Origin of the sequence: Bradyrhizobium symbiodeficiens (assembly GCF_002266465.3) — a bacterium.
In the GTDB taxonomy this organism is placed as follows: Bacteria; Pseudomonadota; Alphaproteobacteria; order Rhizobiales; family Xanthobacteraceae; genus Bradyrhizobium; species Bradyrhizobium symbiodeficiens.
In genome coordinates, this window is sequence record NZ_CP029427.2 from 5,148,360 (window position 1) to 5,163,465 (window position 15,106).

13 protein-coding genes are annotated in these 15,106 nt (G+C 64.9%); 6 read left to right on the forward strand and 7 right to left on the reverse strand.

Features of this window, described 5'->3' with window-relative positions; translation table 11 throughout:
- Positions 1-5: 5 nt before the first annotated feature.
- Genes CIT39_RS24225 through CIT39_RS24240 form a run of 4 tightly spaced genes read left to right on the forward strand, consistent with a single transcriptional unit; the run spans position 6 to position 3,539 of the window.
- A complete protein-coding gene (locus CIT39_RS24225; protein ID WP_094972556.1) occupies positions 6-452 on the forward strand; it encodes a cupin domain-containing protein in 447 nt (148 codons plus the stop codon).
- Complete coding sequence (locus CIT39_RS24230; RefSeq protein ID WP_094972557.1) at positions 449-1,570, forward strand: DegT/DnrJ/EryC1/StrS family aminotransferase; 1,122 nt, start codon at positions 449-451, stop codon at positions 1,568-1,570. Before CIT39_RS24225 ends, CIT39_RS24230 begins: the two co-directional genes overlap by 4 nt.
- Positions 1,567-2,334 (forward strand): class I SAM-dependent DNA methyltransferase, encoded by a 768-nt coding sequence (locus CIT39_RS24235; protein ID WP_094972558.1) that lies wholly within the window; start codon positions 1,567-1,569, stop codon positions 2,332-2,334. The genes CIT39_RS24230 and CIT39_RS24235 overlap by 4 nt, the downstream gene beginning before the upstream one ends.
- The gene (locus CIT39_RS24240; protein ID WP_094972559.1) at positions 2,331-3,539 is read left to right on the forward strand and encodes a glycosyltransferase family 4 protein; all 1,209 of its coding nucleotides are present in this window, start codon (positions 2,331-2,333) and stop codon (positions 3,537-3,539) included. Before CIT39_RS24235 ends, CIT39_RS24240 begins: the two co-directional genes overlap by 4 nt.
- Positions 3,540-3,545: 6 nt before the next feature.
- On the opposite strand, the gene CIT39_RS24245 is transcribed toward CIT39_RS24240, so the two are convergent.
- The 3 genes from CIT39_RS24245 to CIT39_RS24255 all read right to left on the reverse strand — a co-directional run bounded on the left by CIT39_RS24245 (position 3,546) and on the right by CIT39_RS24255 (position 8,868).
- A complete protein-coding gene (locus tag CIT39_RS24245) occupies positions 3,546-5,126 on the reverse strand; it encodes a lipopolysaccharide biosynthesis protein (protein ID WP_094972560.1) in 1,581 nt (526 codons plus the stop codon).
- A gap of 45 nt (positions 5,127-5,171) precedes the next feature.
- Positions 5,172-5,306: a hypothetical protein gene (locus tag CIT39_RS24250; protein ID WP_274542488.1), complete on the reverse strand. Its 135-nt coding sequence runs from the start codon at positions 5,304-5,306 to the stop codon at positions 5,172-5,174.
- A 589-nt stretch (positions 5,307-5,895) separates the two neighbouring features.
- Positions 5,896-8,868, reverse strand: coding sequence for a M10 family metallopeptidase C-terminal domain-containing protein (locus CIT39_RS24255; protein ID WP_094972561.1), 2,973 nt, complete (start codon positions 8,866-8,868; stop codon positions 5,896-5,898).
- Between the two features lie 202 nt (positions 8,869-9,070).
- Here CIT39_RS24255 and CIT39_RS24260 point away from each other — a divergent pair, with 202 nt between their 5' ends.
- Positions 9,071-9,373 carry a hypothetical protein gene (locus tag CIT39_RS24260; protein WP_094972562.1) on the forward strand — a complete coding sequence of 101 codons (303 nt, stop codon included), beginning with the start codon at positions 9,071-9,073 and terminating at the stop codon, positions 9,371-9,373.
- Between the two features lie 118 nt (positions 9,374-9,491).
- Positions 9,492-10,685, forward strand: a complete 1,194-nt coding sequence (locus tag CIT39_RS24265; protein WP_162308654.1) for a CaiB/BaiF CoA transferase family protein — start codon at positions 9,492-9,494, stop codon at positions 10,683-10,685.
- 76 nt (positions 10,686-10,761) lie between these two features.
- Here CIT39_RS24265 and CIT39_RS24270 read toward each other — a convergent pair whose 3' ends face one another.
- The 4 genes from CIT39_RS24270 to CIT39_RS24285 all read right to left on the reverse strand — a co-directional run bounded on the left by CIT39_RS24270 (position 10,762) and on the right by CIT39_RS24285 (position 15,003).
- Positions 10,762-11,652 carry an outer membrane protein gene (locus CIT39_RS24270; RefSeq protein ID WP_094972669.1) on the reverse strand — a complete coding sequence of 297 codons (891 nt, stop codon included), beginning with the start codon at positions 11,650-11,652 and terminating at the stop codon, positions 10,762-10,764.
- Positions 11,653-11,906: 254 nt separating this feature from the next.
- A complete protein-coding gene (locus tag CIT39_RS24275; RefSeq protein WP_094972564.1) occupies positions 11,907-12,773 on the reverse strand; it encodes an outer membrane protein in 867 nt (288 codons plus the stop codon).
- A 158-nt stretch (positions 12,774-12,931) separates the two neighbouring features.
- Entirely contained in the window at positions 12,932-14,449 is a 1,518-nt protein-coding gene (locus tag CIT39_RS24280) for a tripartite tricarboxylate transporter permease (protein ID WP_094972565.1), read from the reverse strand.
- Between the two features lie 11 nt (positions 14,450-14,460).
- On the reverse strand, positions 14,461-15,003 hold the full coding sequence (locus CIT39_RS24285; RefSeq protein WP_094972566.1) for a tripartite tricarboxylate transporter TctB family protein: 543 nt from the start codon (positions 15,001-15,003) through the stop codon (positions 14,461-14,463).
- Positions 15,004-15,106 lie beyond the last annotated feature (103 nt).

Below are 15,106 nucleotides of genomic sequence, written 5' to 3' on the forward strand. Positions count from 1 at the left end.
TCACGATGGAACACGTCGAACAGGTTCGATTCGGCGACCAGCTCTACGCGATCATCGTGCGGGCCTCGTTCCGCGAGCCGGGCATCCATTTCTTCTCGACACCGGAGCTGTCCCAGCAGCTCGCCTTCATGAGCCATCCGCAAGGCAAGACCATCGAGCCCCACCGCCACAACAAGGTGACGCGTGAGGTGCACTACACCCAGGAGGTCCTGCTGATCCAGAAGGGCAAGCTCCAGGTCGACTTCTACACCGTCGAGGAAACATATCTCGAAAGCCGCGTGCTCGGTGCCGGCGACATCATCCTGCTCTGCAGCGGTGCTCACGGCTTCCACGTGCTCGAGCCGCTCGAGATGTTCGAGATCAAGCAAGGTCCTTATTCCGGCGAGAACGACAAGACCCGGTTTGCCGAAGCCTCCCCGTCCGAGATCCGGATCAAAGGCCCAAACCTGTGACTGCACCGTTCATTCCCGTCAACACGCCGCTGCTCGACGGTAACGAAGCCGACTATCTCGCCGAATGCATCCGGACCGGATGGATCTCCTCGGAGGGACCGTTCATCAAGCGCTTCGAGCAGGCGATGGCCGCGGCCGCGGGGCGACGACACGGCATCGCCGTCACCAACGGCTCGGTCGCGCTCGACATCGCCGTCCATGCCCTTGGGCTCGATGAGGGGTCGGAAGTCATCATCCCGACCTTCACGATCATCAGCTGCGCCGCTGCCCTGGTGCGTGCCGGCCTCGTCCCGGTCGGAGTCGACTGCGATGCCGCGACCTGGAACATGACGGCCGAGGGCGTGGAAGCCGCGATCACGCCGCGCACGCGCGCGATCATGCTGGTTCACATCTACGGTCTGCCGGTCGATCTCGATCCGATCCTGGCGCTGGCCCGCAAGCACGATCTGAAGGTGATCGAGGACGCCGCCGAGATGCACGGCCAGACCTATCGCGGTGCGCCCTGCGGCAGCTTCGGCGACGTCTCGACCTTCAGCTTTTATCCGAACAAGCACGTCACGACCGGTGAAGGCGGCATGATCCTCACCGACGACGACGCGCTCGCCGATCGGCTGCAAGGTTACCGCAATCTCTGCTTCCAGCCGCAGCAACGCTTCGTCCACGAGGAGCTCGGCTGGAACGCGCGCATGACCAACCTCCAGGCTGCGCTTGGCGTCGCCCAGGTCGAGCGCCTGCCGCGCACGGTCGAGATCAAGCGCCGGATCGGCCGGCTCTATGACGAACACCTCGCAGGCCTCAATCGCATCCGCCGCCCCGTCGCCCGCACTGGCTATGCCGACAACATCTACTGGGTCTACGGCGTCGTGTTGAACGACGAGGTACCGTTCGACGCCAAGGAGGCGATGCGGCGCCTCGGCGAAAAAGGCATCGGGACGCGGCCGTTCTTCTGGTGCATGCATGAGCAGCCGGTGCTGCGCCGGATGGGCCTGATGCGCGACGAAAGCCATCCGAACGCGGAATACATCGCCCGGCGCGGTTTTTATTTGCCGAGCGGGCTTGCCCTGACCGACGACGAGATCGCGCGATCGGCCGCGGCGCTGAAGGAGATCCTGGCGTGACGGTGTTCGCCGACTACGCGCCCTGGTACGATCTTCTCTATCAGGACAAGGACTACGCGGCCGAGACGGCATTCGTCGAAGCGCGCCTGCGCGACCACGGCGTTTCCTCGGGCAAGCTGCTCGATCTCGGTTGCGGCACCGGCCTGCATGCGCTCGCCTTCGCGCGCCAGGGATGGAATGTTGCCGGCGTCGATCTCAGCGACGAGATGATCGCGCGCGCCAAGACGCGCGCCGGGCAGGCCGGGCTTTCGATTCCGTTCCGGCAGGGTAATGCCTGCGAGACGGGTCCCGAACGCGACTTCGATGCCGTGGTGTCGCTATTCCACGTCGCAAGCTATCAGACCAGCCGCGATGCGCTGACCGCCATGTTCCGCACGGCCCACGCGGCGCTGAAGCCGGGCGGCGTCTTCTTCTTCGATTATTGGTACGGCGGCGCCGTGCTGGCGCAAGGCGTCGAGACGCGCGTCAAGGTGATCGAGCAGAAGCCGCTGCGCCTCACCCGCATTGCGCAATCCGATCATGACGAACAGGCCGCGACCGTCACCGTGAACTACACCCTGTTCTGCGAGGACATGGATCGCGCCACGATCCGGCGTGTCGATGAAGCGCACCACATGCGCTACTGGTTTCCGTTCGAGATCGACGCGGCGCTTGCGGCGAGCGGCTTCGAGCCCGCCGCTCACGCCGCATGGTTGACGCAGGACGCGCCGAACTCGAAGAGCTGGGCGGCCTATGCGGTCGCCAGAAAGAGTGTTGCACCGTGAGACCGCTGCGGCTCGCCGTGATGCTGGAACAGGCGCTCGAGGTCGGCGGCGGCTTTCAGCAGCCGCTCAACGACCTGCTCTGGCTGCGCGACTGGGCGGCCAGGTCGGGCAACGAGATCGTGGTGTACTCGCCCTATCCGAAGACCCTGGACATCCTGAAGGAGTTCGCCGTCACGGCGCGTCTGCTCAAGTTCGGCCCGCTCGACCATGTCTTCCTGTTCCTGAAATATTGCGGGCCGTTCGATCTCGTCCAGATCGCGCTGAAGCTGAAATCGCCGTTCGAGCGTGCGCTGATCCGCGACGGCATCGATGTCGTGCACTTCACCTCGACCTCGAAGCGGCACCTGCTGCTCTACGAGCTGCCGTTCATCATCACGATCTTCGACGGCTGCCACCGCGACGCACCGGAATTTCCGGAAGTCAGGACGTTCGGCGAATTCGAGCGCCGCGAGATCCTGTTCGGCCTCGCCAGCACCAAGGCGGCGATCGTGATCGTCAACGCGCCGGAGCTGATCGACGATCTCAGCCGCCGTTATGCCATGGAACAGGAGCGCGCGGTCTGCATCCCGTTCTCGCCCTCCACCTATGTCAGCCAGTCCACGTCCGACGCCGCCGACGACGAGGCGGTGCTGTCACGATATCGGCTCAAACCCGGCTATCTGTTCTATCCGGCGCAATTCTGGCCGCACAAGAACCACATGACGCTGCTCGCGGCGCTGGCAAGCTTGCGCGAGAGGGGCATCATTGAACGGCTGGTGCTGTGCGGATCGGATCGCGGCGGCCGCGACAAGATCGATGCGGCGATCCGCGCCTACGGCCTGTCGGACCAGATCTCCATCATCGGCTTCGTCGAGTCCGCCGAGCTCGGCGCACTGTATCGCGGCGCCGCGGCGCTCGTGATGCCGAGCTATTTCGGTCCGACCAATCTTCCGCCGCTTGAAGCCTGGGCGGTCGGCACGCCGGTGATCTATCCCGAGGCCTTCAAGACCCAGGCCGGCGACGCCGCGATCCTGTTCGACTATGACGACCCGCGTTCGCTGGCGGATGCGATCGTCAGCCTGCGCGCCGACGGCACGCGCGAGCGGCTGCGTGCGGCCGGTCACCTCCGCCTCGCGCAGTTTGCCGAGGAGACCAAGGCCGGCCACGCGCAATTCGCGCGTCATTTGGAACGGCTGAAGCACCGGCTGGCATTGACCGCGCGCTGAATCGTCCTATGCCGGAATGCGCGCCCTCAGGCGTTCGCGCAGCGCCCCGCTCAACAGTGGGCTTGCGAGCGTGCCGACTGCGGCCAGCCAGATCGCGCATTCCACGATGAAGTGCACGAGCCCGCTTCCCGGTACCAGCGCGATGATCGCCTGCCCGATCAGCCAGCCTGTTCCCACGACAATGACGGCCATGAGCAACAGGAAGGCAATGTGCCTGAACGGATGGTGCAGTGTCTGCCGCATGACGATCAGCGCGAGCAATCCGAACTGGATGAGGATGTCGCTCGCGACCACGGCGAGTGCTGCGCCCAGCGGTCCGAGTTGCGGGATCAGGACGAAGGACAGCGCCAGGAAGACCACGAGCTGGAGGCCCTTGGTCCGGATCAGGAGATCGCCGCGATTGCTGTGATTGGCGAAGACCAGAGCCAGCAGCGATGGCGCGACGGCCGCCGAGCCGAGCAGCAGCGTCACCGTGAGCGGCGCGTCATAGGGGATGCTGCCATGGGTCCACAACGCGAAGAAGTCCGGCCAGAACGGCAGCAGGCCCGCGACGATCAGACAGGCGAGGCCGGTCACGAACACCGAGCCGTGGGCGTAGAGCCGACGCAGCCGATCCTTGTCGCCGACCGCATGGTCGTGGCCGAGCTCGGCGGCGAGCGGTAGCGTCACCTGGAGGCAGAGACCGCGCACTAGGCTCGCGATCACGCGCGTCAGGCCCCATTGCGCCACCGCGACGCGGTTCGTGACCAGCGCGGAGACCAGCAGCACCGGAACGTTGATGAGCGCAAGCTCGGTGATGTTGGCGACCGCGAAGGGCACTGCGCGGCCGAACTGCCCGACGCTCCAGCGCAGCGATGGCGCCACCAACGGCGGCTTGCCGGCGCGGCGCAGGAACGGAAACAGTCGCGGCGCGTCGAACGCAGCGAGCAGGATCGCGAACAGCAGCTGCATCGACACGAAGGCGATCGCGACCGCAAGCAGGCTGCCGAACCATGCGAGCGCCGCGAGCTGGGCGATCTGTCCGAGCAGCAGCGCGGCGTTTTGCAGCCAGACCGTCCGGCCGTAATGGCCGCGCACCCGGTAGAGGCCGGAGACGAGGTTGGCGGGCACGGTCAGAAGCATGCCCAAAATCATCACCAGCATCGCAGCGTCGAATGTCGGCGTGGCCTGAAAGCCGAGCACCGCCGATGGCGTCGCGAGGACCACCGCTGCGCACAGCAGGACACCCAGCACCACCACGATGGCGAGATAGATCCGGAGCAACGCCGCGTAAAACTGCGCCGTGCGCCCGTCGCAATCGGCGCAAGCCTTGAACGCGAGAAAGCGGTTGATCGCGCGAAGCTGCAGTCCGGCATCCGCCACGACGACGAGGCTTCCCGCCGCATAGATCGCGAGCCAGGCCGCGAGCATGTCGCCGGTCCAGACATGCAGGAAGGCCGGGATGAGCAGGAGCTGCTGAGACAGCCCCAGCGCCATCTGGACCAGGTTGGCGGACCAGCCGTGCATGAGGCGGCGGGCGCGACCGATGCCGCCAGGCCTGCTCGAACCGTCGGCCGTGCCGGGCGCGTCAATTTGCTTGTCGGTCAAGCCGCGTCCTTCCCGTCGAGCAATCGGCCGCGCGCCCGCCAGCGCTCAGAGCCCATCCGACTCGCCGTTCTTCGGCGTCGAGCGCGGCACGAAGGGGGAGAACGACGGATCGGCCGGGCCCGGCATCGCCAGCTTGCCCCCGGCATCTGTGGGTGGGCTCGCGGCAGCGGATCGGTACATGCAGAGCGTGGCCAATCCTATCGGCCTCAGCCACCCGGACATCGATATTCCCCTGCGACCGGCCGCGCCACACGACGGCGAGGCATCAGCGCCAAACTAGTTCCGATCCGCGGCATCATCAACCCACACCATCCGGCCCACCCCGGGCGAGATGGCCAGGATGGCCTGAAATGCAGAACAGAACAGGAGGAAGCGGGCGCGATTGGATAATCGTCATTGCGGACCCTGCTCACATCAAAAATTGCGAAAACAACCCCATGCACAGTAGACGGCGGCTGCGTTATCAATGGCTTAGAGAGTGCACTCACGACGGTTTTGACCGGCGATTTGACGCGTCGGGCGAAACACCGGCATCGCGTCTTCGTGTGACGCTCCGCACCGCTCCCTCCGAACACCCCGAGCCCGCAGGCCTTCAGGCCGCAGTACTGCCCCGTTCGGCGAGCGGGATGAAGATGCGGGATGCCGTGACGTAGTCCAGACGATGGAAAGCGGAGACGCCCTGGCGGAACGATTGGGCGTGGACCGGGACTGCGAAGGCCAGCGTCAGCAGGCACAACCCGATCCCGCCCGTCGCCGAAGACCAGCACTGTCAGCTCAGCAGAAAGCCGTGTCCCTGCAAGTTGTGAACAAAATCGGCCAGAATGTCGTTCACGGCCGAATCGTGGCTAGCCAACTGTTGTGTCCACAGCTCTGACGCAGTCGGCAAATTGACCGGTGCGGGCATGGCGTCCGGTACCTCGGATACGGTGGCCAACGAAGTCTCGCTCTGCACGAAATTGAACGCAAAGCCGTCACCGGAACTCCCGAGCCCCGCAGTCGCGGGCGGCGCTGCGCCGATGGTGCCGTCGCCATTGAGATCCTGATGAAGCGTCGGCTCCAGCGCCTTCAGCGCTGCATCGCTCCCCAGCATCTCGGGAGCCGAGCCGAGCGTCCGGATGAAGTTGCCGTTGCTGTCCGTGCTCCACACCGAGTAATGGCCGCTCGACGAGTCCTTCCAGACCGCGTCATAGCCGCCGCCGGACACCTGCTCGGCCCCGATCACCTTCCACGTGCCCCAGTTCGCCGCGATCACCGCAGAGCCCGCATATTTCAAGACAGGTCCGGCACCGGTGGCGATGCTGTCCATGTGGTAGTTGCCGCCGGAAAGGACCAGACGAGTCGATCCCAGGGACTCGATCGTGGTGCCGCTGGCAACGGGGGTCGCGATCGTGCCGTCGCCGTTGAGGTCCTGTTGCAGCGTCGGCTCCAGTGCCTTCAGCGCTGCATCGCTCCCCAGCATCTCGGGAGCCGAACCGAGCGTGGTCAGGAAGTTGCCGTTGCTGTCCGTGCTCCAGGCCGAATAATGGCCGCTTGTCGACTCCTTCCAGACCACGTCGTAGCCGCCGCCCGACACCTGCTCGGTGCCGATCACCGTCCACGTCCCCCAATTCGCCGCGATCACCGCAGAGCCCGCATATTTCAGGATAGGCCCGGTGCCGGTCGCGATGCTGTCCATGTGGTAGTTGCCGCCGGAGAGAACCAGGCGGGTCGATCCGAACGCCTCGATGGTGGTGCCGCTGACAACAGTGGCGGTGATCGTGCCGTCACCGTTGAGGTCCTGCTGCAGCGTCGACTCCAACGCCTTCAGCGACGGATCATTTCCCAGCACGTCGGGAGCCGACCCGAGCGTGGTCAGGAAGTTGCCGTTGCTGTCCGTGCTCCAAACCGAATAATGGCCGCTCGTCGACTCCTTCCAGACCACGTCGTAGCCGCCGCCCGACACCTGCTCGGTGCCGATCACCGTCCACGTCCCCCAATTCGCCGCGATCACCGCAGAGCCCGCATATTTCAGGATAGGCCCGGTGCCGGTCGCGATGCTTTCCATGTGGTAGTTGCCGCCGGACAGGACCAGGCGGGTCGATCCGTACGCCTCGATCGTCGTGCTCGAGGCAGCGGGAACGCCGGTGATACCGTCGCCGTTGAGGTCCTGCTGCAGCGTGGCCTCGAGCGCCTTCAGCGATGGATCGGTTCCCAGCATTTGAGGAGCCGAACCGAGCGTGGTCAGGAAGTTGCCGTTGCTGTCCGTGCTCCACACCGAATATTGGCCGCTCGCAGAATCCTTCCAGACCGCGTCGTAGCCGCCGCCCGACACCTGCTCGACGCCGATCACCGACCACGTGCCCCAATTCGCCGCGATCACCGCTGAGCCCGCATATTTCAGGATGGGCCCGGTGCCGGTCGCGATGCTGTCCATGTGATAGTTGCCGCCGGTCAGCACCAGGCTGGTCGATCCGAACGTCTCGATCACGGTCGTCATCAGGCTGGAGCTTGCGACCGTGCCGTCCGCAAACTGGAAATACTCGATGCTCGCGAGGCTGTCGGTGCCGTCAGGCGCGCCGCTGCGCTGGTCCGTCACGGTGAACGTCTGGGTCGCCACGTTATACGCGACGAAATAGTTGGCCCGGCTGCCCGAATACACCGCGGTGTCGGTGCCCGAGCCGCCGATGATGGTGTCGTTGCCCGCTCCGCCGGTGATCGCGTCGTTGCCGCCGCCGCCGTTCAGCGTGTTGGCGATGGCGTTGCCGACGATGGTGTCGTTGCCGGATCCGCCGATGGCGTTGTCGATGTAGGAGCGTGCGTCGCCGTTATAGAGATAGGAGTTGTAGACGTTGCCCGACGCGTAATGGCCATCGCCGAGATAAGCCAATTGCACGGAGGAGAACACCGACGAGGCGCCGGGATTGAGATTGATGCTCAAATTCGTCGTGTAGTTCGACAGGTCGAAGGTATCGACGCCGCCGCCGTCCCAGACCGTCTCGTAGATGCGGTTGGCCGAGCCACCGACGCCGCCGCCCGGCGCGAGCTGCCCGACGCCGTTGATGAACTCCTGCCCCGTGGTCGGATTCCAGGTGTAGACGGTGTTGCCGCTCTGGGTCGTGTAGTCCGCACCGTACATCGTCTGCAGCGCGAGGATATCGTTGGCCATATAGGTCTGCGAATATCCGTAGGCTTCGTTGGTGTAGCCGGACGTGGTCGAACCGCCGACATAGCTGCGATAGCTCATGACGGTGTATTCGCTGTCGTCATGCGCGCTCGGCACCGCGATGTTGGCCGGGCCACCGGTCTCCTGGCTGTGCTTGAGGCCGAGGGCGTGGCCGAGCTCGTGCAACGCGGTGGTGAAGTAGTAATTGCCGAGCTTGGCCAGCGAGAAATTGTACTGGGTGCCGAACCAGACGTCGCCGCCGGAGGCGTAATTGCCGGGATAGTAGGCGTAGGCGGTCGGATTGGCCGCCGGCGACTGCGCGACCATGATGTCGGCGCCGTTCGTGCCCGCGTACTGGATGTCGGCGTTGGTGTAACTGAGGATCAGCCCGATCGCGTAGTTGATCGCCGCCTGAATCTGCGTGGGCACCGCTGAGAGGCCGGACGTCGTCGGCTCGCCGTTGCCGCCGCTATATGGATTGGCATAGTCGCTCGTTGCATCGGGAAAACTGTAAGTGATCGTGCCAGACCATTTGGCACCCGACAGCAAGCCGTCGATCTCGGCGTTGTTGGTGGCACTGACGTTAACAGCGGTAGCCAATGGACTCTCCAGAGCAACGCATCGCGCGTGATTCGCCGCGACGGCACATAATTCTAGCTTGAGAGTTGAACGTTTGGTTTAAATTGGGCAGCGGCGCCCGCGCTCTTCCATAGGGCTTCGTTAGCCATCAAATCCCGTAGTCATACGGGACCCCGGCAGCGGCCTCCGGGTCCCGCGGCACCCGTAGTTTGCAGGGCTTTTCATGCCACGACGTTCACTCCCGGCCGGCTTGTTCGGCGCCCTGATGGCGCTCGCAGGCCTGGACCATCAACCCTTCGGAGGACTGCCTGTCATGGTGGAAAAGGCCAAGGCGGACGACAGCGGCAAGGCGGCCCGTGCGCCCACCATGCCGATGGCCCGCGATCCCGCCGTTGCGGTGGCAGAGGAATACGAGGCCGCCCGCCGTAAGGGAACGCGTGAGGCCCTCGAACTCTTCATTGCACGCCACGGCGACGCCCCCCTGGCCGAGCAGGCGCGCGCGGAGTTGAAGCGCTTGTCGCGGTGATCGCCCGGACACCGCATCAGGCATGGCATTTCGGCAGGCGGCATCGGCGCCGGGCCGGCTTGTCGGGTGATCTTTCGGCACTATGGTAGGCCCGCAATCTGTCCCGGAGCGTCTCAAAATGCCTTTTCCGCATGCCTCGGAAGCCCTGTCGCGCTTCACCGTGCTCGATCTGACCCGCGTCCGCTCCGGGCCCACCTGCGTGCGGCAGCTGGCGGACTGGGGGGCGAATGTCGTCAAGATCGACGCGCTGACCGAGGATTCCGGCGGCGAGCAGCCGGGCGGACCTCGCCGGGGTTCCGACTTCCAGAATTTGCACCGCAACAAGCGGGCCATGACGCTGAACCTGAAGGACGAGCGCGGGCTCGCTTTGTTCAAGCGCCTCGCCGCCAGGGCCGACGTCGTGGTCGAGAATTTCCGGCCCGACGTGAAGAAGAAGCTCGGCATCGACTATGACAGCCTTGCCGCGATCAACCCGCGCATCGTCTATGGCAGCATCTCCGGCTTCGGTCAGGACGGCCCCTATCACAAGCGGCCCGGCTTCGATCAGATCGCGCAAGGCATGGGCGGGCTGATGTCGATCACCGGGGCGCCGGGCGAAGGCCCGATGCGGGTCGGCATTCCCGTCGCCGACCTCACGGCGGGCCTGTTCTGCGCCATGGGCATTCTCACCGCGCTGCTGGAGCGCGAAGTTTCGGGCAAGGGACAGTGGGTGCAGACCTCGCTGCTGCAGGCGCAGATCTTCATGCTCGACTTCCAGGCCGCGCGCTGGCTGATGGAGAAGGAAGTCGCCAAGCAGGCCGGCAACAACCACCCGACCAGCATTCCGACCGGCGTGTTCAGGACCTCGGACGGCTATATCAACATCGCCACCACGGGCGGACGGATCTGGGAGCGCTGCGCCCAGGCGATCGGCGCGCCCGAGCTCTACAGCCATCCGGACTATGCGACGGCACCGGCCCGCTCCAAGAACCGCGACGCGCTCAACGCCGAGATCGAGAAGCGCACGCTGACCAAATCGACCGATAGCTGGGTCCGCGAACTCAACGAGGCCGGCGTACCCTGTGGGCCGATCTATGCCATCGACCAGATGTTCGAGGACGCGCAGGTCAAACATCTCGGCATCGCCCAGGACGTGCCGAACGACGAGGACCGCCACATCCGCCTGGTCGGCCAGCCCGTGACGCTGTCGCGCACGCCGAGCAAAATGGTGGCGCGGCCGCCGGACTTCGGCGAGCAGACCGAAGAGGTCCTGAAGGAGTTCGGCCTCAGCGCGGACGAGATCGCACAGCTGCGGGATGCCAAGGTGGTGTGAGCGCCGCGCTGACGTCACCACCGACAACAGCCCGGCGCTCGCGCCGGGCTTTTGACTTCAAGAGCCATGTGGCGGCTCACGTGCCGCTGAAGCGGTAGTTCAGACCGAAGCGCAAGACGTTGTCGGTGACGCGCGAGCGATAGCTGACGACCAGCGGCGCGCCGCTAAGCGCGATCACGGGCGTTGTGAGCGAGCCGGACACCGTTCCGAGATCGACATAGAGATATTCGAGCCGGGCGCTCCAATTGTCGGCGAAGGCGCCTTCGACGCCGGCACCCGCGCTCCAGCCGAATTTGGTCGTGCTGCTGCTGAAGCTTGCTGCAACCGGTGTGAACGTTCCGCCGTCTGCGCCGGGGAAGCCGCCGACATTGATTGCGCTGACACTGCCCGAGGTGGAGACGCGGCCATAGGCAAGGCCGCCGGTACCGTAGAGCAGCACACGCGGCGTCACGGCGACGCCGAGCCGGCCGCGGACGGTGCCGAACCAGTCGAGCTTCTGGGTGAGATCGAACGTCACCGGCAGCGCGGGATCGAACGTGTTGTCGCCGCGATGGCCCGGCGTGCAGACGCCGTCCTGCACACCGTCGGGCGCGCCGGCGCACAACGCGTCGAAACGGCCCTTCTGTCCGCCGCCCTGAAAGTCGGCTTCGAGACCGACCACGAACATGTCGCGCTGCCAGTTGTAGCCGATCTGTCCGCCGCCAATGGCGCCGTTGAGATCGAACGCTCCAGCGCTCGAGCTCAGCCCTGTGCCGGCCCTGCTGTCGATGAAATTCGCTGTCGTGGAAGAGCGGCCCCAGCCGTAGCCGATATTGATGCCGGCATAGAAACCACTCCAATTGTATCCGGGATCCGCGGCCACCGGCGGCGCCTTGGTATAGATGTGCGGCACCGCCAGATCGGCGGCGAAAGCTCGCGGCGCGAGCAGCATGGCGATCGCGGACGCAACCAGCAGAGTTCGTGTCATCAATCTTCCCTCGAGAAACGGCATTGCCTGACCGCGGACGCGAAGATGCGCGAGCGATTCAGTGCGGCAACACTAGGGAAGAGCCGTTCGGCTCGCGTCCTGCGATCGAATGTCGGTCGTTTGGAGGAGCGGCTCGCGATCGCAGCAAGGCGACTGCGGGGCGAGGCCGATCAAAGATCGGACAGAAACGACAAAGCCCGGCACGAGGCCGGGCTTTGCTTGTTGTTTGACGCCTTTGTTGGTTCAGTATCTGCTCAATATCTCGCGACGACCGGACCGCCGAACTGGTAATTGATGCCGGCGCGCAGGATGTGGTCGGTGAAGTGCGACGAGACGTTGGCGTTGATCGTAGAGAGCGGCGCCAGCGTGAACGGACCGGACGAGAAGCGACCGAGATCCATGTAGAGATATTCGAGCTTGGCGCTCCAGTTCTGGGTGATCTTGCCTTCGACACCAACACCGACGGTCCAGCCCGCACGCGTCGTCGAGTTCGTGCCGATCGAGGCAATCGCGACGCCAGCGGGGGTGAAGCCGGTCATGGTGCCGGTGGTCTTGATCTCACCGAAGGCCAGACCACCGGTGCCGTAGAACAGCACTTTAGGGGTCGCCAGGATGCCGACGCGACCACGAACCGTGCCGAACCACTGGAGGTGCTGATCGACCGTCAGGGTGGTGGAGGTTCCAAGGCCAGCCGGAGCGAACGTCAAACCGGGAAGGCAGGGGCCGCCAGCAATCGTGGTGATCAAGCAGGTCGATGTGGCGCTGCCGCGTTCGCCCGACCACTGCAAGTCGCCTTCAAGGCCATAGACCCAATTGGCGCTCTGCCAGTTATAGCCGGCCTGACCGCCGGCGACGCCGCCATTCATGTCAAACGATGCACCGGTGATGGAGCCGGCTGGAGGCGCAACCGGCACACCCGTTGCCGAATTGACGTAGGAGACGTCGGTCCGCGAACGGCCCCAACTGTAGCCGCCATTGGCGCCGACATACCAGCCGGTCCAGCTCCAGACGGGGTCCATCACTGGCGCCTTGACGTAGGGACGCGCCGCGATATCGGCAGCAAGTGCACCTGTCGCGAACAGCGACATCGCCGCCGCAATCCCAATCACGATCCGCTTCATGAGTAACCCCTCCGCACGATTTTGTGATTGGAAACATACGCCAGCTTCGGCCCAAAGGCTGTGCCGCGGCAGCAACATCCCGAAGCAATCGCGGCGTGTAGCAGCCCGGACTACAACGACATCGCCTGCGCATGTCATTGAAATCAAAATACTTATGCTTACGGCGACGTCGCCCTTGTCCGTTGCGTCCATCCGACGCGGGACAGCATGCCGTCGATCACCGGCCAGAACAGCAACACGATCGCCAGTGTCGTGATCGAGCCGACCAGACCGTTCGACCAGAACACCTTGAGGTCGCCGCCGGAGCCGATCATCGAGAGGCGGAAGGCATCTTCGGCGCGATTGCCGAGCACGAGCGCGAGGGTGAACGGCGCCAGCGGAATGCCGATCTTCTTGAAGACGTAGCCGACGACGCCGAAACCGAGCATCAGCCAGATGTCGAACATCGCGTTCTGGATCGCATAGGCACCGATCGCGCAGGAGACCACGATCATCGGCGCCACTGCGGCGAACGGCACGCGCAGGATCGAGGCGAAGATCGGCACCGTCGTCAGCACCAGCACGAGGCCGACGACATTGCCGAGATACATCGAGGCGATCAGGCCCCAGACGAAGTCCTTGTGCTCGACGAACAGCAGCGGCCCGGGATTGAGACCCCACACCATCAGGCCGCCGAGCAGGATCGCCGCGGTGCCGGAGCCGGGAATGCCGAGCGCCAGCATCGGCAGCAGCGCCGCGGTGCCGGAGGCATGTGCTGCGGTCTCGGGCGCAAACACGCCCTCGATGCGGCCCTTGCCGAAGCTCTCGGGATCCTTCGAGAAGCGCTTGGCGAGGTTGTAGCCCATGAAGGACGCCGCGATCGCGCCGCCCGGGGTGATGCCGAGCCAGCAGCCGATGAAGGAGGAGCGCAGCAGCGTCGCCCAGTATTTCGGCAGGTCCTTCCAGACGCCGAGCACGACGCGGAGCGAAATGCTTGCGGCGTGTCCGCGCAGCGCCAGCCGCTCCTCCATCGTCAGCAGGATCTCGCTGATGCCGAACAGGCCGATGACGGCGACCAGGAAGTTGATGCCGCGGAGCAGCTCGGCCGAGCCGAAGGTCATGCGCAGATTGCCCGACACCGTGTCCATGCCGATGCCGGCGAGCAGCAGCCCCAGCGACATCGAGATGACGGTCTTGTGCTTGGCCTCGCGGCCGAGGCCGACAAAGGAGCAGAAGGTGAGCAGATACACCGCGAAGAACTCGGGCGGGCCGAATTTAAGCGCAAAGGACGAGATCATCGGCGCGAGGAAGGTGATCAAGAGCACCGCGACCAGCGAGCCGATGAAGGACGACGTGAACGCCGCCGTCAGCGCCTCCGCCGCCCTGCCCTGCTGCGCCATCGGATAGCCGTCGAAAGTGGTCGCCACCGACCAGGCTTCGCCGGGAATGTTGAACAGGATCGAGGTGATCGCGCCGCCGAATAACGCGCCCCAATAGATGCAGGACAGCATCACGATCGCCGAGGTCGGATCCATCGTGAAGGTGAGCGGCAACAGGATCGCGACGCCGTTGGGACCGCCGAGGCCGGGCAGCACGCCGACGAAGATGCCGAGCACCAGCCCGACCATCATCAGCACGAGCGTCTTCCACGTCAGCAGGACGGCAAAGCCGTGGAGCAGGAGACCGAAAGCTTCCATCGCGAAACCGCCTAGCGGCCGAAGGCCGCTTCGAGCGGCCCTTTCGGCATGATGACGTCGAAGGCGACATCGAAGGTGACGAACATGATCGCAGTGAACAGGAAGGCGGTAAGCAGCGACTTCCACAGCGCGATCTTGCCGACGAGGCGCATGAAGCCTGAGATCAGCAGGAAGCTCGCGACATAAAGGCCGAGGAACTGCATCACCAGGCAGAACAGCAGCGTCGGCACGAACACCGCCAGCACGCGGCGGGCCTGTGCGCGGGTGACGAAGGTCTCGGACGCCGCACGCCGCGCCAGCAGCGCCACGATCAGGCCGTAGAGGCTGCCGCCGCCGAGGATGACCGAAAGATAGAACGGAAAATAACCGGGTTCGGGCCCGGTCGAATCCCAGGACGCACCGGTGCGCCAATTGTCGTAGCCGAGCGTGGCGGCCAGCGCGAGCAGCAGCAGACAGACGACGATCTCGACCGTGCCGGACGAGACGACGGAAGGCGAGTCGTCTTCAGGCGCGGTCGGATCGTCGACGACGATTTCCAGATCGGTTTGGGACATGCTCTGCCAAATCAAGTTGCGCCGTCATCATCCGCGGAAGCGGATGATCCAGTACGCCGTGCAGAAGCCGTATTCGAGTTCTGTGCAATACTGGATGCCCCGC